This is a genomic window from Alteromonas sp. G4i35 (assembly GCF_054960375.1).
Map to the genome: position 1 here is coordinate 44530 of NZ_JBHNZD010000020.1, position 16166 is coordinate 60695.

Here is a 16166-nt window from a genome sequence, read left to right on the forward strand (position 1 = left end):
GACCTGTTAATCTTTGCTGTGCACCGAAGATTAACAGGCCCCATGTTCCTATACTTTTAGCCATTCAAGCTTGAGACTAGCGCCGCCTTAAGCACCGCGGAGTTAACAGGTTTGTGCAGCAGCTGAATGTCGGTGCCTTCAAGTTCATTCGCTAACGCTTTTGAGTGATTAGCGGTGCAAATCATAATGGGCATTGAAGGCGCGATTTTTCTTACGCGTTTCGCAATGTCTAAACCGGTTTCTTCTTCATCTAGGTGGTAATCGACAATAAGCATGTCGCACTCGTCAAAACTGCCATTATTTACAGCACTGCATTGTTCAAAACCTGAGAAAGTGTCTACTTCCATGTCCCAGTTTGCGAACAACGTTTGCATAGCAATGCGCATATTCGCATCGTTATCAATGTGCCATATATGCTTATCCAAAACGTAATCTGGTAACGATGGCTCCAAAGTATAAAGATAGTCTTGTTCCTGACTCGTATCACACACTTCGGTAATAGGAATAGTCACCGTGAAACATGCGCCTACGCCCTCTTTCGAGCGCACTCGAATATCGTGCTCTAGCAACTTACTCATTTTATCTACAATGTATAATCCCAGACCCAAACTGTAAGAGTAGTTAAAATCGTTTTCTAATCTGGAAAACTCTTTAAAAATAACTTTCTGATCGTCTTCGCTTATACCCACACCTTGATCATAGATGCTAATTTCTAGGTTCTCATTCACCTTTCGTGCTGCCAGTAACACCTTGCCGTTGGCACCGTATTTCATTGCATTTATTAGTAAATTTCGCAATATTCGAGAAAGTAAGTTCACGTCTGTCACCACGAAAGCTTCTTTCAAGCGATAGCGAAAATCTACACTGTAGTCTTTACTGATATGCGTAAACTCTTCGGCTAGCTGCATAAGTAACGGCAATACATTTTCTTGCTGCTTATCGGGCTGTAACACCCCAGCGTCCAGTTTGGATGTTTCAATAAGCGTGCGAATAAGGCCATGTAAATCAGACAGTGAATTATCGAGGGCGGTAACAATGGGGCTGGATGAACTATCCACTTGATCTTTCAATGTTTCGTTGAACAAGATGGCAGCGCTAAGGGGCTGCATAAGATCGTGGCTAATAGCAGCCAAAAATTTGCTCTTTGAATCAATCGCTTCTTGAAGGGCGATGTTGGCGTGATTGAGTTCACGGGTACGCTTTTCTACATTCGATTCTAATTGGTCTTTAGCCGCTTTAAGCTGGAGTTGGCTTTCTACCTGCTGCGACACGTCTGTTGCCAAGACAAAGTGCCCGGTGATATCGCCAGATTCATTGAAATGAGGCAAATAAACTTTCTGTAAAAAGCCAACGTCGCCATGAGCATTTTTTTCTTTGCTTTGAAAGCTCACCACTTCGCCTTGGTTAACACGGCGCAAGTACTGAATAAGATTGGGGTAAACCTCTTTCAGATGGCTTCGGTCCATAGGCATATCATTAATGTCTTGCTCACTAACGCCATACCAATCGCGATAACCTTTATTGGTGTATTGAAACTTTTTATCGGTACCAATGTAAGCAATAAGCGCCGGTACATTATCGGTTATCATGCGGATCCAGCTTTCGTTTTGCTTCAGCGTTTCTGCGTAGTGATGCTGCGATGTAACATTGGTGAACGTGCACAGCGTATTGCCGTCGGGCAGTGTAGTGATGTTGCGTTCAACCACCAATTGCTCGTGTATAATCTGGGTACTTGGCCCCACCGGGTTTAGGTTGAGCCCGCTCCAGTGACGGTTATTTTGAAGGGCATAAATATTCTTACTGTTTACCAGTACGTGCTGGGGCACGTTTGACTGGGTCAAAAACGTGTTATTCCAAAACGCAATGCCACCTTCTTTATCAATGAGCAATATTCCAACATCAATATTATCGATAAGGCTTTGCAACAGCTTGTTTTTCTCTTTAATGACTTGCTCGTAACGATTCGATTCAAGCAGTTTTACTTCAGTGATGTCGTTAAACAGAATAACGTTCCCGCCTTCTTGCGTGGGTCGATTGGTCAGCTGATACCATCGCCGGTTCGACAACTGATAGATCATCCTGCCTTCGACATCAGCAGGCAGGGCACGGCGAATAACCCCGGAATGCTTGGCAGCTTGGGTGATATCGTAATAGTTATCGCCAATTTTAGGGGTAATGGAAAGGTCATCCCAAACAGTTTCAAAGTGCCGATTAAAGAAGATGATCCCGCCCAGTCTATCTAGCAACACCATCGCCTGATTAGTGCTTTCAATGGCGTCGTGTAAACGCTGTTTAACCTGATGGGTTTCTTCGTGAGCCCGCACCAGTTCGGCGTTTGACTGCTCCAGCTTTTGCAGTACTGACTGCAGTTCTTCGGTTTTCTGACTCACTTTTTCAGAAAGTTGAACCGAATGTTCGAAGGCGCGGTAGCTGTGATGATTAAAACCGCCCTCTTCCATGCGATACATCAGCGCTGCGTTTATTTTCTCAAGCTTTTCGTTTTCACGCCGTTGCTCGTAAAGGGCCTTTTGGAGCGCTTCCACGTCGGTAAATTGATTATTGGGCTGCAAAATACACCCCCGTAAACGTTTGGTTCAAGTGAACCGAGTGAATATGCTCGCCATAGGCATTGAAGCCCGCGACATTGTACCTTTGCTGTAGCCGTCTTATTTCGTGGTCGTTTTTGCCCTGTTGAATTTCGAGCCTTCGCAAAAAGCAATCGCAAGCATACACAAATTCGGGCTCGCCAAGCTGAGCGCGCAGCTTGTCTAGTTTACTTTCTAATGCTTCAATGCAGTCACCCAGCTGAACAAATGTAAGAATAATGCCAATATCTACCGCGCAGTAGAAGGTAATGGCGTTAGTGGCCAAATCTACTTTTTGAATAGAGCGGATGAAATATTTGCCCCCTACCATCACTGCAAGGGGAAACATGGAAAACACATCCGGCGTTAAGTCTTCAGCTTTCATTCCCAATAAACTGGCGTAATACTGCGCAGCAGGTTCACCGTTTATTTCATACACGGTTCGCGACTCAGGATCGGCGTGGGTGACCACCAGCTTCGATACGGGAGAGTTAATGTGATCAATGGAGAATACGGTGAAGGGCTTTCCCGTGCCAACAAGCAGCAGTACTGCTGCGTCTCGATGAAATTCACCGTTGTAAAACACATAAGTGGCTTCAAGCTTTAAATCGTCGCCAGCGCTACCGCCTAAGTGTGGAATATTGCCAAATGCGGTCGCAAAGGTTTCTAGAAAATGTTCCTCATGGCGGGTAAGTCCATCGAGCACAGAAATAACGAAGTGCTGCTCTGTATCGTAACGGCGCTCTCTCCCCTGTAAGGCTCGGCGCAAACCACTGGCAATATCGTGGGCTTCATCAAAGTTTACTTCGCCTAAATTAGGCACCAATGCTGTGGCAATAGAAAATTCGTTTTTCAAAAACGCGACGGCCAAAAGTTTTTCTGTTCCGTAGCCGTTTTTATTAAATTCTCCAGCACTGGTGCAGCCAACAATGTTCACGTGCGGAAAACGTGCGGAGATTTCCTTTGCTACGGTGTCTAAGTCAAACAGCGTGCTGGTATGAAAGAGTAATAGCTCTATTTCATCGCACTTAACGTTGGCTAAAATCTCATTGGCCACATCACGGCAGGCTTCTTTAGCACCGTATAAACTAGAATGGTTGTCATCGTTAACCTTGCTATTAGCAGGTTGACTAAGTGCGGACAGGATTGAGGTTTTTGACACGCGTTGGCACCTTTTTCTTTTTATATTTATCGATTTTGCACAAGTCAGGGTTATCTAACGTAACCACACACTCAAGGCACTGAATACATTCAGCATAGTCAATGCTGCCGTCTTGTTCTATAGCATCAATACCACATTTCTTTTGTTTGCACAGCTGACACGGATTACCACAGGCATCTTTACGTGTAAGCAATTTAACTAAAGGGAAACGCCCCAAAATGGCAAGCCCCGCTCCCAACGGACATAAATAGCGGCAGTACACTTTATGAATTTTTAAACTAAGTAGCAGCAATAAAACCGAATACAGTACAAAAGGCCAATATCGAACAAAGTGTAGGGTTATGGACGTTTTGAACGGCTCTATCTCAGCGAGCTTCTCTGCAAGGTTTAGCGAATAAAATGAGCACGCAACAAGCCCTATAAGCAACCCATATTTAATTTTTTGTGCCCGTTTGTGGTGCTGTGGCTTAATTCTAATTTGTTTTATCCTGAGCTTTTCAGCCAGTATTCCCATCATTTCCTGGAGTGCTCCGAAGGGGCAAAGCCAGCCGCAAAATAGTCCCCGCCCAACGATAAACAACGAGACAAATACAAAGCTCCACAAAATAAAAATGACCGGGTCGAGAAGATATACCTCTAAGGAAAATCCGTCGACAATATCCAGTAGCAGCGTGTATATGTTGACAACAGACAGTTGCCCTTGAGCGTAAAAGCCAATAAAAAACAGCACGAACACAAGGGAAAATGCCCGCACTGTATGCACAAACTTGGTGTAAGGCGTCAGCCTTTGCTGGAATGCAAAAAACAACGACAGCGCTACAAGATAAACAACGGTGATGCTTATCGTTAAGGTTCTGTCCCTCCAAATTTTCTGCCACAACGGAATGGGCTTCGCTAACTGAGCCTCAGGATTTTCCATAAATAGTTCACTAGGCAGTGTCACTTTCAAAGGGAACAGATGCTCATCTTGCTCGAAGAAACTCGGCTTAAACGGCACACTAATCGCTATTTCCATTTCTTGGTCAAGTGACAGCCCACCTTTCGATTTTACTCGAAGTACTTTGATCTCGTTGTAGTCGGGCAATGCTTGTGAAAATGCTGGGTCATAGAAGCTATAAAAATCGATATCGCGGATAGCTGTGGGAAAGCCGCCTTGAGATACCCGTAAATGCTCAGGTGTGGTTTGGGGAATAAACTCATCGCTGATAAAACTGAACCCTTTCGTATTCAGTACCATCAGTGCCATTTCACCCGGATTTAGATTTTCCTGTAACCGAGCAAATTCCTCTTCATCTAGCAGGTTTTTCCCCACAACAGGAAGACTTAAAAACGCATAGTAGTGTTCGGCAATGATGTCACCATCAAGAGCAAACTCGCTTTGAATATCGTCAACCGCCCGAACCACTTCTCTCGAAAGCCCTTCGGTATTTTGCTGAGTAATCTGGTGCTTTTGAATGTAGCCCTTGTCCACCAATTCGCTAAAAGTAAGAGGTTCGTAAAAGTCTGGATTGATAATATTGTTGCTAGGCGCAACAAAGCCATCGAGCTTAGCTCTGGCAACGGCTAATGCAGATGTCACGATGGTATCGTTGATAACCAGCACCGATACGGTGGCTTTCGTAACCCCATCAAAGTAGGTAGCGTCTTTGCCTACATTGCTTTTACCACCAATGATAAAACGTTCTTTGACACTGTGCCCTTGATATTGAGCAACGAAATCAAACATGGATTTCTCGCCAAGCCCGTGCAAAAAAATCGGCTCGCTATGCTGCTTGACGAAAAGATCGACCACATTGCCTTGTGTGTCTAGCCCAATCACTACATTAACTGGTTTGCCTGAAAAGCCTATGAAGTCGACAAAGTCATTCGACTCAAAAACATATCCGAGTAGTTGCTGAAGCTGATAGACCGGGGTTACCTTGATGTCAGTGTGCATCTCCCCCACGCGTGTAGCGTTGGGAAATATTTTGTAAATGTCTTGTGGAATGTCTGTCGCGTCAGACTGCGCCAACACATTGGTGCTGAGAAACAGAAAGAAAATGATTGAGGAAAATGCGATGCGCATAAAAGTAGCGGGCGGCGGTAGGCGCCGCCCTCAGGTTTACTTAGAAGAAACCAAGTGGGTTGATGTCGTAGCTTACCAATAGATTTTTTGTCTGCTGGTAGTGATCTAGCATCATCTTGTGGGTTTCGCGGCCAATGCCCGATTTCTTGTAGCCGCCAAACGCAGCGTGAGCTGGATACAAGTGATAACAGTTCGTCCATACGCGACCCGCTTCAATCGCTCGACCCACGCGGAATGCTACATTCGCATCGCGGCTCCATACACCAGCGCCAAGTCCGAAGCTTGTATTATTAGCAATCTCAATCGCCTCTTCTTCGGTTTTGAAGGTTTGAACAGCGATTACCGGACCAAAAATCTCTTCCTGGAACACACGCATGTGGTTTTCACCCTTCAAGATAGTCGGCTGAATGTAGTAGCCTCCATCAAAGCCAGGTAGCTGCTCTTTCTCACCACCAGTGACAACCTGAGCCCCTTCTGACTTACCGATATCGATGTATTTAAGGATCTTTTCGAACTGCTCATTAGATGCCTGTGCACCTACCATGGTGTCTGTGTCTAGTGGGTTGCCACGTTTGATCTTCTGAATTTTTTCCAACACTTTTTCCATGAATGCATCATAGATGTCTTCGTGAATAATCGCTCGAGAAGGACACGTACATACTTCACCTTGGTTGAAGTATCCAAGCACTAAACCTTCCGCACACTTATCAATAAATTCAGGCTCGTGATTCATGATGTCTGGGAAGAATAAGTTTGGCGACTTGCCGCCAAGCTCAACGGTAGATGGAATAAGGTTTTCAGCAGCACAGCGAAGGATATGTCCGCCAACAGGTGTAGAGCCAGTAAACGCAATTTTTGCGATTCTTGTGCTTGTTGCAAGAGCCTGTCCGGCTTCTGCCCCGAACCCGTTAACGATGTTTAGTACACCCGGTGGTAGTAGGTCTTGGATTAGTTCGGCGAACAATAAGATAGATACTGGCGTTTGTTCTGCTGGCTTTAGCACCACTACGTTACCGGTAACAAGTGCTGGCGCAAGTTTCCATGCAGCCATAAGTAGCGGGAAGTTCCATGGAATGATTTGCCCAACAACACCATAAGGTTCGTGGAAGTGATACGCCACCGTGTTTTTATCGATTTCACCAATGGTGCCTTCCTGGCTTCGAATACAGCCTGCGTAATAACGGAAGTGGTCTGCGCACAGCGGAATGTCTGCATTAAGCGTTTCGCGAACGGCTTTACCATTGTCCCATGTTTCCGCAACGGCAAGTAGCTCTAGATTTTCTTCAATACGATCGGCAATTTTCAGAAGAATGTTAGAACGCTCAGCTACTGACGTATCTGCCCAGCCCTTTTTCGCAGCGTGAGCGGCATCTAACGCAAGCTCAATGTCTTCAGATGTTGAGCGTGGGATTTGTGCGATGTCGCTGCCGTCTACTGGAGATGTTGCGGTGAAGTACTCACCTTTAACCGGTGCTACCCATTCGCCATTGATAAAATTACCGTAGCTTTCTTTGAAGCTTACGACCGAACCTTCACTACCTGGCTTTGCATAAATCATAAGAAGTACCTTTTGATAACTTTGCGCGTACCACGCGCACTAACTTGGTTTGTTGTGTAGTTTGATAATGGTACTTTTACGTTGTACCTACCATGATGCGATAGACCGATTTGACTCCTACTTTAGGAGGGGAAACCTATGGCTACTTCTCACTCTTCTCGACAAAAGACACCGATTGAGACGCTGAAAGCTCTGCATCACCGATATAACCGTGTTTAGCCGCAATGGCTGAAAACTGGGAGGGCACCGCGTCGAGCTTTCGCTTAATGACTGTGAGCGCGTTAGAGACAGTCTTAGCCGATAGTCCCAACTCATCAGCAATATCGAAGCGGGATTTATTCATTGCTATCGCAATAAATATTTCGAACTCACGTTTTGTTAATTTGGCAGCAATGTCCACATTGGTATCGAGAAGTTGATTGGCTAAATTTACCGCCAGGCCTCGCTCAATATACTTTTGCCCTTTTGCGACGACCTTAATTGCCGAGATCAATATTTCAGGCGAACTACTTTTACTGATGTACCCCATAGCACCGGTCTGCATGGCGCGGTGCAATATGACGCTGTCTTCGAACATACTGAAAAAGATAATTTTTAAATCTGGATGTCGCTTCAAAAAAATCTTGGCTAAAACAAGGCCACTTTCATTTGAAAGGTTTATGTCTAGGATTAAGATCTCAATGTCACTACTGGCTAATAAACGATGGGTTTGCGCGCCGTTTTCAGCATCAAAAATACGGCAATCGGGCATCATCGCATTGAGTAAAGCCTTATATCCTTCACGCACCACAGCGTGGTCGTCGACAATTAGAATATTCATGCGACGTTAGCGCCCATAAGAGGAGGCATTTTTTTAAGGGTAAGGGACAGCGATACAGCAACGCCGCCATCATCGGGTGAAGTCACACTGCAATTTGCTCCTATACAACGTGCTCGGCTGCGCATTGAAGACATGCCAATATTTTCTACAATGTGGTTCCCTAATCCCCGACCGTTGTCTTTGACCATCACAGAAACACGATGAGTATCGCCATAAATTTGAATGCTAACCTTGGTGGCCTTCGCATGCTTAATCACGTTGTTAATGGCTTCTTGAGCAAATCGGTAAAGATGAATATCTCGCTCATTATCTTCTTGATAGCGCTTTAGATTAATTGACACGTCCCACTGCGTATCGGGCTGTGCTACTTCTTGTTCGTACACCAGCCGCTCAAGCGACGACTGAAGAGAGACTCTATCTAAAACAAGCGGGTGTAGGTGAGCAGTGAGTTTTCTAATTGCATCGCTTATTTGATGTGACATCACTTGAACTTTCTGTGCCGACAGTTCAACAACAGATCGCTCTTTTGCGTTAACCAAAATATAGGCGTGGGCTTTTATCGTGGTCAGCAACTGCCCCACATTATCGTGAAGCTCTCTGGCAAGGTAATTACGCTCTTGCTCTTGAAGAAGAGCTAACTGCTTATCTATTTTTATGAGCTGCTTTTCTTTTGATTTAAGTGCATTTTGCAGATGCTTAAACTGGTCTAACACCCTGTTCATTTCGGTGATATCTGAATGTGGCAGGGGCTGTGATTCCTTGCCTTCTCGAAGCTCAGATAACGCGTCAGCGAGCTGATTTAGCGGCACTAACCTTTGCTTAACCGCCACTTTTAACGTAAACAGCAACAGGACAAAGGTTGCGAAAAACAGTCCCGCCACCAAGGCAAAAAAAGTGAGATTCTGGGTGAGTTCAGTAGCATCAAAAGGCGTAACAATAAGATACTGATTTTCCTGAATTGGGATGATAACGGGTGTGAGTGCAGTGCGCCCAGTTGTCGACATCACTGAAGTCTGCTCTGCCTGAAGGCGCCCCGTGAAATAATGGGCGGATAAGTGAGGGCTAGGCTCTACAATCGCTTCGATATCAGCAACAGGGATATTGAGGTTGACCATTTCTCGCACTTGATTAAGCGCGCCCGTCATCTCTTCCTCAATGTTATCTTGTATGTGGAAGTAGACCAGACAGGTAAAAACCAAAAAGCAGCCAATGAATACGGCCACTATAGCTGTAGATATTTTCGTAAAACCTGACATAACCGCCCCTGCAAGCCTTTTATTACAGGGTTATGCTATACAGGCTACGTTAAAAAGCACATCCTGCAATAGGGGCGAATTCATCCTACCAAGGTAGGATGAATTCTGTTTTGAGCGATGTTTTATTTGGTAAGAACTTAGACTGTTTACACTTATCGGTAAGCCTGTTTCTCTGTGCTACTAGCTTCCCAATCGACTGCTGAATTGGCCTACTGCATCAACGACTTCTTTTGCACCGTCTTGAATTTGTTCGATAACTTCACCCGCCTCTCTGGCGTAGTTGAGCCCTGATTGCGCTTTTTCATCACCTTCATTAACCAAGTTCACTGCGTCGGTGGCCAATGTCTGGTTGTGTTTAACCACGTTGATAATTTCTTCCGTGGCTTCGGTTGTACGCGATGCTAACTGACGCACCTCGTCAGCAACTACAGCGAAACCTCGCCCCTGATCGCCAGCACGTGCCGCCTCAATCGCAGCATTTAGAGCAAGCAAGTTGGTTTGTTCGGCAATAGCACTGATACTTCCGATAATAGTGGCAATTTGTTGAGACTGAGCGTCCAACGCATTAATCCCCTCTTTTGCCCTATCCATTTGCTGCGACAATGAAGACATTTCAGAAAGCAGTTCGCTAATGACTTCCTTTCCTCGTGTGGCGATTTGATCCGTTGTGTTTGAAGAACGGTAGGCGATATCAGCAGCACTGGACACGGCATTTTCTCGTGCCACCTGCTCAGTAATATCAGTAGCCAGCTTAACCACTTTATACATACGACCGTGAGAATCACAAATCGGGTTATAGGTGGCTTCCAGCCAAATAGTGTTGCCGTGAGTATCGAAACGTTCGAATCTTCCTGCGACGAATTCACCCTGAGCAAGTCGTTCCCAAAACGTTTTATATTCGCGGGAATTCGCATACTCCGTATCACAGAAAATTCTATGATGCTGACTTTAATATCGTTAAGGCTGTACTTAACGGTTTTTAGGAAAGCTTCGTTTGCGTCTTGAATATTGCCGTTTAAATCGAATTCAATCGCTGCATTTGACTTATGTAGTGCGGCCACCAAATCTTCGTGTTCTTTCGAGTTGGCTATAGTGCGCGTGAGGTCGTTGAGGTTAACTGAGAATTTGTGAATATTCCCTTTTCCGTCAAAAATAGGTTCAACTACGCCCCTTAACCACGCTTCTTCACCATTTTCACGAAGAAACTCAATCGCCCCCCAGTAATGAACACGCTGCTCGATAGAATCTTTCAGCTTTTTAAAGTGAGGCGTGTTTCTGGCAATCTCGGGAACAAATTCAAAGAAGCGATGCCCTTTCACTTGAGAGAGTGAGTAACCTAGCTCTTTCTCGAACATCTCGTTGACGGCTTCAATTTCACCACGTTCATTAAGATTCAGAAAGATCATTTCTTCGCGCAAGCCATCTCGCACTTGCTTGAGTATATGTAGCTCCTCGCGAAGCGCTTCGTTTTCTTTCACTAAGTGTTTATTGAACATAGGGCCTTCCCTGACAGAGAATTACAGTAATATGCCGTATATCGGCAGTAACCAACCTTGCCTTAACGATAAATTGATTAATCTACACAAGGTTTAGCAAACGGTTCGCTAGACAATGTCTTTTTAACTAGGGCCTGTTGACCTTTGCTGTACATTTTTGCAGCGGTCTGTGTGCCATCTAGACAAGGCGAATGTTTGACGGTTTAGTGGTTCTAAATCGAGAACATTCAACGCAGTATAGATGGCACAAAGGCGCTGCCCGAAGGGGTCGTTATGGAAGCCTTTTACTCTTTGTCACAGTCCTTTAACTTAGCCCGCTAGGCTTGCAGGACTGTTTCGCGATTAAAAGGCTTCCATTTAGACCAAAATTCGTACACCAAAGGTCAACAGGCCCTAGGACGTGTCGGCCTAATTTATTAAAGCCTAGACCACATTCAGCCACTTGTATTAAAGCGTGGCGAGTTTTTCGACGCTGCTACGCTATTTTTTACATATTTACCCTGCAAAAGACAGTAGATAAACGTCTAATTTTTTAGTCGAGAAATTTTGAATGGTATTGCGTAACTTTATCTGTAAGCCATTTTGTAAATACCTGAAAGCGTGCTTGAGAATGAGTTTCTTTGTGTGTGGCCAGCCAGAATGTACGCTTAATATGAATCTCGTTTTCAATGAGTCGAACTAAGCCTGGCTGAGTTTCAGCCATAAATTTAGGTAAAATGCCTACCCCTGCGCCATTTACAAGCATTTGATATTGCGCATTAATACTGGTGCTGCGAAGCGCACTCAATTGTGACAAAGCAGTCTCTTCAATGAACTTTAATTGAGGCGCATACACCAAATCGGGCACGTAACTCACTAAATTGAAGGCGGTGAGCTCTTGTAATGTTCGTGGTTCGTTGTCGCTGATAAGGGACTGGTGGGTATAAAGATAGAGGTTATAGTCAGTTAATTTTTGTGTAACCAGCAAGCCTTTACTGGGCTTTTCTAACAAGATAGCCATATCGGCTTCTCGTTTGTTCAGGTTTAAAAAGCCGCTGGTTGCCACAAGCTCAATACTGATCCCCGGATACTGCTTTTTAAAATCGGGTAGTAATGGCGCTAAAAACCAGCTACCGAAACCTTCAGAAACACTCACTCTGATCGTACCTGCCAAATGCGAGCGTTCATCACCTAATTCATTTTGTGCCTCTAGAAAGTAATGCTCTGCTTTTTCAATATACGTAACTAGCTCACTGCCATGGGTGGTAAGCACATACCCCTTTTTAGTTAGCTCGAACAACTTGCAATTTAATGAGTCCTCCAGTTTTTTTACACGACGAATTAATGTCGTAGGGTCTACCTTCAAGCCTTTAGCTGCAATAGCTACACGACCATTTCTTGCCAAACCAAGAAACAAACGCATGTCGTCCCAATTCACTTAAACACCTGCATTTTTACAGCACCATACTGCAAGTATATGTATTGTCTTTGCAAACACAAGGTTTCAATATTGTTAAAAATTACAGGAGCTATGTCATGAGAAAGATTGTTCACTTTATTGCAGGTAAAGATTTTGAGGATAGCAGCGAAAATACCGCGTCGGTATTTGCGCCTAACACCGGTGAAGTACAGGCTGAAGTAAGCTTGGCTAACACTTCAACTTTGGCCTATGCAATTGAAACAGCCCAAGCTGCACAGGTTGAGTGGGCAGCAACAAATCCTCAACGACGCGCTCGTGTTATGTTCAAGTTTAAAGAGTTGGTTGAAGCAAACCGGGATCGCTTAGCGGCACTATTATCAAGCGAGCACGGTAAAGTGTTGGTTGATGCGCAAGGTGATATTCAGCGTGGCCTTGAAGTTATCGAGTTTGCCTGTGGTATCCCTCATGCGCAAAAAGGTGAGTATACCGAAGGCGCAGGCCCAGGAATCGATGTGTACTCCATGCGCCAAGCACTTGGTGTAGTGGCAGGTATTACGCCATTTAACTTCCCGGCCATGATCCCAATGTGGATGTTCGGTGTGGCAATTGCCTGCGGTAACGCGTTCATTTTAAAGCCATCAGAGCGCGATCCGTCAGTACCTGTTGAACTGGCAAAGCTTATGATTGAAGCAGGCCTTCCTGCAGGTGTACTTAACGTTGTACACGGTAACAAAGAAGTGGTTGATGGTATTTTAGATCATCAAACTATTAAAGCGGTGAGCTTTGTAGGCTCTTCTGACATCGCTAACTACGTGTACGAGCGTGGCGCTCGTGCTGGTAAGCGCGTTCAAGCCATGGGCGGCGCGAAAAACCACGGCATCGTAATGCCTGATGCTGATTTGGATCAGGTGGTAACCGACTTAGTTGGTGCTGCGTACGGCAGTGCCGGTGAACGCTGTATGGCGCTGCCAGTTGTTGTTCCAGTGGGCGATGAAACCGCTGAAAAACTGAAAGCCAAGCTTATTCCGGCTATTAAAGACATTATGGTAAGCCATAGTGAAGATCCTAACGCTCATTATGGCCCTGTGGTTACTGCTGCTCACAAAGAGCGCGTTGAAGGCTATATCGACCTTTGTATAGAAGAAGGCGCTGAGCTTGTTTACGATGGCCGAACCAGCCAAATTCCCAGCGACAGCCAGGGCTATTTCATCGGTCCAACCTTCTTCGACCACGTGACTAAGGACATGCGTTCATACCAAGAAGAGATTTTCGGTCCAGTACTGCAAATGGTTCGCGCGAAAGATTTCAACGAAGCGGTTAACTTAGCAAGTGACCATCAATACGGTAACGGTGTTGCTATGTACACCCGTAACGGCCATGCAGCGCGCGAATTTGCGCAACGTGTAAACGTGGGCATGGTAGGGATTAATGTACCTATTCCTGTGCCAGTTGCTTACCACACCTTTGGGGGCTGGAAGCGCTCTGCATTTGGTGATACCAACCAGCACGGTATGGAAGGGGTGAAATTCTGGACCAAGGTTAAGACCATTACGCAGCGCTGGCCTGATGGCTCAGATACGAACGACAACGCCTTTGTTATTCCAACCATGGGCTAAGTGAGGAGACTATTATGACCACAGTTGCATTTATTGGCCTAGGTAATATGGGCTCAGGGATGGCAGATAACCTGGTTAAGAACGATTACAACGTATTGGCTTTTGACTTAAGCGAAGCGGCACTGGCCAAAGCCAAAGAAGCAGGCTGCACTATTGCGCAAAGTACCGAGCAAGCTGCTGCTGAGGCCGACATCGTTATCACTATGTTACCAGCAGGCAAGCACGTAAAAGATATCTATTCAAATCAGATCTTGGCTTCTGTCCGCGAAGGCACCTTGCTTATTGATTGCTCCACCATCGACGTAGAAACGGCGAAGAGTGTGTCAGAACTGGCAGAGAAAAAAGGCCTTAAAATGCTCGATGCGCCGGTTTCTGGTGGTGTTGCAGCGGCTGCAGGTGGCACACTCACGTTTATGGTGGGTGGCGACGCTGATGCCTTTGACAAAGCCCATGGTGTACTTAGCGCAATGGGCAAAAAAATCGTTCATGCGGGCGGCCATGGTGCGGGACAAGCAGCGAAGATTTGTAACAATATGTTACTTGGCGCAACCATGATTGCGACGTGTGAAAGCTTTCAACTGGCCAAAAAGCTTGGTTTAGACGCGCAAGTATTCTTTGATATTGCGTCTAATGCCTCGGGGCAGACATGGTCAATGACCACCTACTGCCCTGTGAAAGGTGTGGGGCCACAAAGCCCTGCTGATAACGATTTTGCTGGCGGTTTCGCTTCGGCGCTTATGCTCAAAGACTTAGGCCTTGCCATGCAGGGCGCAAAGGGTGTAAATGCCCAAGTACCTATGGGTGAACTTGCTGCAAAGTGGTTTGAAATGCATTGTGAAGAAGGCAATGCAGGGATGGACTTCTCTTCAATAATCAACCGACTAGCATAAGAAAAAACCAACAGTTATCCGACGGCTACTTTCCCTCAGAAGAGGTGGCCTTCTTACTGAGCGAGTAAAGGATTTTACTCGCTCTTTTTTTATCATTTCCCTACCTATCTCGCTTGTTTTTGCGCTGTTGCTACCTCGCAAGCTCCCTTACCAAGCGGAATTGTTCCTTTGTTATTTAGTGTTCCCTTTTCATCATCCAGAAGCCATTTTTAGGTGGCTTATTCGTTCTCACTCACATGGTTAAAACGAGCCAATTCGGCGTTCGGTCTACATCTTGCAGTCCCGTATTTAGCCTAAGAAATTTACACTGCATTAAAGGGCTAAATTTTATACCCCCTTATGCGAAGCGATACTTTTATAACCGTGAAAATATTATACGTTTTAATGACTTACTTAATTCACTAAGCAATTTCACTAAACACATTGGTTCTCTATATCGCTCACTTAGAGCGCGCTTTGAGAAACAGAGTGTCGCTAATTTCTAACGTTCAATTTCCTAAATTCAGTAAGTAAAAATAAAAGGAACACACTATGAAAAAGCGTATTGTTGCCGCTTCGACGGCAATTGTAGCTATTGGTTGTATTTTCGCCTTTATCGATACAGCCCCTTCGGGCAAAAAAGAGGTAGCAGCGGCGAATGCTGAGACAAAACCTGTTGGTAAAGAAAACGCTGTTGAAAGGCAACGAAACGGCAAAGTGTTATCGACAGGTGTCGATAACTTCAAACCAAAAAATGAAGCCGAGCTAAAAGCTCAGGCTACAACTACTACTAACGGTAAATCAGAGAAAGACACCATCGTCTGGACAACATCAGAAGATGGCAAAAAGGTACTTGAAGCAGAAGGCTATATTCCCGCTGACGTAACCGATGAAGCTTACATTGAGCTTGATCGTGAAGAATTAATGACGGTAGAAGTTGGCGAGTATCTCGATTTATACATCCCACAGTTCGGTGGCAGTTACACCGGTGAAGTTGATCACGTTGTCACTCATCCAAACGGCGATCGTACCGTAGAGGCCCACATCCCAGGTGCGGGCTCTCTCTACGCCGCTGTTATAACGCTTGGCGAAAACGCCACCTACGGAAACTTAGCCACGCCTCGCGACGTGTTTGTGCTTGAAGGCAATGATAAATACGCGTGGATCGCACCGAAGTCTTCAATGATGCAAAACCACATCGAACGTGAACCCGACAGCGAACGCCCGCTTAGCGACGACAACGCTGAAGAAGTCTTCGATCTCGGTCAAAACTAATCCCCTAGTGCCTGTTGAGCTTCACAGGAAATTCACCAAGCTCAAATAAAACAACAAGAAGGAAA

The 16166-nt window shown here is 45.4% G+C and carries 11 protein-coding genes and 2 pseudogenes; 3 read left to right on the plus strand and 10 right to left on the minus strand.

What is annotated here, in order from left to right:
• Positions 1-56 precede the first annotated feature (56 nt).
• From ACFI6L_RS13920 to ACFI6L_RS13965, 10 genes and pseudogenes are all read right to left on the minus strand, one after another.
• On the minus strand, positions 57-2570 hold the full coding sequence (locus ACFI6L_RS13920) for a hybrid sensor histidine kinase/response regulator (RefSeq protein WP_156078810.1): 2514 nt from the start codon (positions 2568-2570) through the stop codon (positions 57-59).
• Positions 2557-3747 carry a nitric oxide-sensing protein NosP gene (gene nosP, locus ACFI6L_RS13925; RefSeq protein WP_014980253.1) on the minus strand — a complete coding sequence of 397 codons (1191 nt, stop codon included), beginning with the start codon at positions 3745-3747 and terminating at the stop codon, positions 2557-2559. The genes ACFI6L_RS13920 and nosP overlap by 14 nt, the downstream gene beginning before the upstream one ends.
• Positions 3716-5812, minus strand: coding sequence for a 4Fe-4S binding protein (locus ACFI6L_RS13930; protein ID WP_342318056.1), 2097 nt, complete (start codon positions 5810-5812; stop codon positions 3716-3718). The genes nosP and ACFI6L_RS13930 overlap by 32 nt, the downstream gene beginning before the upstream one ends.
• A gap of 40 nt (positions 5813-5852) precedes the next feature.
• Positions 5853-7370, minus strand: coding sequence for an acetaldehyde dehydrogenase ExaC (exaC, locus tag ACFI6L_RS13935; protein ID WP_014950684.1), 1518 nt, complete (start codon positions 7368-7370; stop codon positions 5853-5855).
• A gap of 142 nt (positions 7371-7512) precedes the next feature.
• Complete coding sequence (locus ACFI6L_RS13940; RefSeq protein WP_014950685.1) at positions 7513-8190, minus strand: response regulator transcription factor; 678 nt, start codon at positions 8188-8190, stop codon at positions 7513-7515.
• A complete protein-coding gene (locus ACFI6L_RS13945; protein WP_462574238.1) occupies positions 8187-9446 on the minus strand; it encodes a sensor histidine kinase in 1260 nt (419 codons plus the stop codon). Before ACFI6L_RS13945 ends, ACFI6L_RS13940 begins: the two co-directional genes overlap by 4 nt.
• A 180-nt stretch (positions 9447-9626) precedes the next feature.
• The gene (locus tag ACFI6L_RS13950; protein ID WP_462574239.1) at positions 9627-10214 is read right to left on the minus strand and encodes a methyl-accepting chemotaxis protein; all 588 of its coding nucleotides are present in this window, start codon (positions 10212-10214) and stop codon (positions 9627-9629) included.
• A gap of 15 nt (positions 10215-10229) precedes the next feature.
• Positions 10230-10379, minus strand: a pseudogene (locus ACFI6L_RS13955) (PAS domain-containing protein); the annotation flags it as partial.
• 221 nt (positions 10380-10600) lie between these two features.
• Positions 10601-10942: pseudogene (locus tag ACFI6L_RS13960) on the minus strand (PAS domain-containing protein); the annotation flags it as partial.
• A gap of 532 nt (positions 10943-11474) precedes the next feature.
• Positions 11475-12359: a LysR family transcriptional regulator gene (locus tag ACFI6L_RS13965; protein WP_014950688.1), complete on the minus strand. Its 885-nt coding sequence runs from the start codon at positions 12357-12359 to the stop codon at positions 11475-11477.
• A 98-nt stretch (positions 12360-12457) separates the two neighbouring features.
• Here ACFI6L_RS13965 and ACFI6L_RS13970 point away from each other — a divergent pair, with 98 nt between their 5' ends.
• The 3 genes from ACFI6L_RS13970 to ACFI6L_RS13980 all read left to right on the plus strand — a co-directional run bounded on the left by ACFI6L_RS13970 (position 12458) and on the right by ACFI6L_RS13980 (position 16101).
• Positions 12458-13957: a CoA-acylating methylmalonate-semialdehyde dehydrogenase gene (locus tag ACFI6L_RS13970; protein ID WP_014999516.1), complete on the plus strand. Its 1500-nt coding sequence runs from the start codon at positions 12458-12460 to the stop codon at positions 13955-13957.
• Between the two features lie 14 nt (positions 13958-13971).
• Positions 13972-14847 carry a 3-hydroxyisobutyrate dehydrogenase gene (gene mmsB / locus ACFI6L_RS13975; RefSeq protein WP_039225957.1) on the plus strand — a complete coding sequence of 292 codons (876 nt, stop codon included), beginning with the start codon at positions 13972-13974 and terminating at the stop codon, positions 14845-14847.
• Positions 14848-15378: 531 nt separating this feature from the next.
• Entirely contained in the window at positions 15379-16101 is a 723-nt protein-coding gene (locus ACFI6L_RS13980) for a lipocalin/fatty-acid binding family protein (RefSeq protein WP_101565834.1), read from the plus strand.
• Positions 16102-16166: the final 65 nt, after the last annotated feature.